The sequence below is a fragment of the Modestobacter caceresii genome (assembly GCF_000761485.1).
GTDB classification, from domain to species: Bacteria; Actinomycetota; Actinomycetes; order Mycobacteriales; family Geodermatophilaceae; genus Modestobacter; species Modestobacter caceresii.
Map to the genome: position 1 here is coordinate 1 of NZ_JPMX01000056.1, position 1,273 is coordinate 1,273.

Consider the following 1,273-nt stretch of genomic DNA (forward strand, 5'->3'; position numbering starts at 1 on the left):
GAACCTTCGCCCCGCTTCGGTGACACACCCGCTGGGGTCCTTGGCTTCGGGCCTGGTCGGGTCGACCGTTGCTCGCATCTGATCCTGTCTTCCCCGCAGGAGATGCGAGATGGTGCATCGCGTGCAGGTCCGGTCCATCGACAACGACGAGGGCAACAAGCTGTTGCGCATCGTCCGCCGCAGCTCGGGGTCGGTGGTGACCTGGCGAAGAGCCCAGATGGTGCTGCTGTCGGCCCAAGGCATGGACGTGCCGATGATCGCGAAGGTGACGTTCAGCAGCCCCGACCGGGTCCGGGACGTGCTGCACAACTTCAACGCCGACGGCTTCGACTCGCTGAAGCCGCGCTACGCCGGCGGACGGCCACCGAAGTTCACCCTGCCCCAGCGGCAGGAGATCAAGAAGACGGCGCTGGCCCGCCCAACCGATCACGGGCTGCCGTTCTCCACCTGGAGCCTGTCCAAGCTGGCCGACTTCCTGGTTGCTGAGGGGGTGGTCGACGACGTCTCCCACGAGGTCCTGCGCACGCTGCTGCGCGAGGAGGGCGTCTCCTTTCCAAGCCGTCAAGACCTGGAAGACCAGCACCGACCCTGACTATGAGGCCAAGAAGAACCGGGTGCTGGAGCTCTACGCCATCGCCGACGGCAAGGCCGCCCCCGGCCCCGGTGACCCGACGGTGGTCATCTGCATGGACGAGTTCGGGCCGCTGAACCTCCAACCCCACCCCGGTAAACAGTGGGCACCGGCCGCGACCGGCAAGGGGAACCAGCACGCCCCGCGGCGACGCCGCCGGCGGGCGACCTACACCCGCCCGCACGGCGTGCGACACCTGCTGGCCGGCTACGACCTGTCCACCGACAAGCTCTACGGCCACGTCAAGACCAGCAAGGGCCGCACCCAGTTCCTGGCCTTCTGCCGATACCTGCGCAGCCTGCAACCCGCCGAGGTGCGAATCGCGATCGTGCTGGACAACTTCAGCCCGCACCTGTCGACCAAGACCGATCGCCGGGTCGGTGAGTGGGCGGCGGCGAACAACGTCGAACTGGCCTACGTGCCGTTCTACGGCTCCTGGCTCAACCGGATCGAGGCCCAGTTCACCGCGCTGCGCTACTTCGCCCTCGACGGCACCGACCACGACTCCCACCGAGAACAGGCCAGCATGATCCGCCGCTACATCGCCTGGCGGAACCGGCACGTCACCGATCCCAAGCTCCGCAAGGTCATCCGCCGAGCCGAGACCATCAAGCGGGCGAAGGTTGCCTGACTCGGCACTAG

At 67.3% G+C, this 1,273-nt stretch carries 2 protein-coding genes; both read left to right on the plus strand.

Annotated elements, in window-relative coordinates:
* Positions 1-121: 121 nt before the first annotated feature.
* Positions 122-592: a helix-turn-helix domain-containing protein gene (locus tag IN07_RS25790; protein WP_197058466.1), complete on the plus strand. Its 471-nt coding sequence runs from the start codon at positions 122-124 to the stop codon at positions 590-592.
* Positions 593-614: 22 nt separating this feature from the next.
* Entirely contained in the window at positions 615-1,262 is a 648-nt protein-coding gene (locus IN07_RS25795) for a transposase (RefSeq protein ID WP_197058467.1), read from the plus strand.
* The last annotated feature ends 11 nt before the right edge of the window (positions 1,263-1,273 follow it).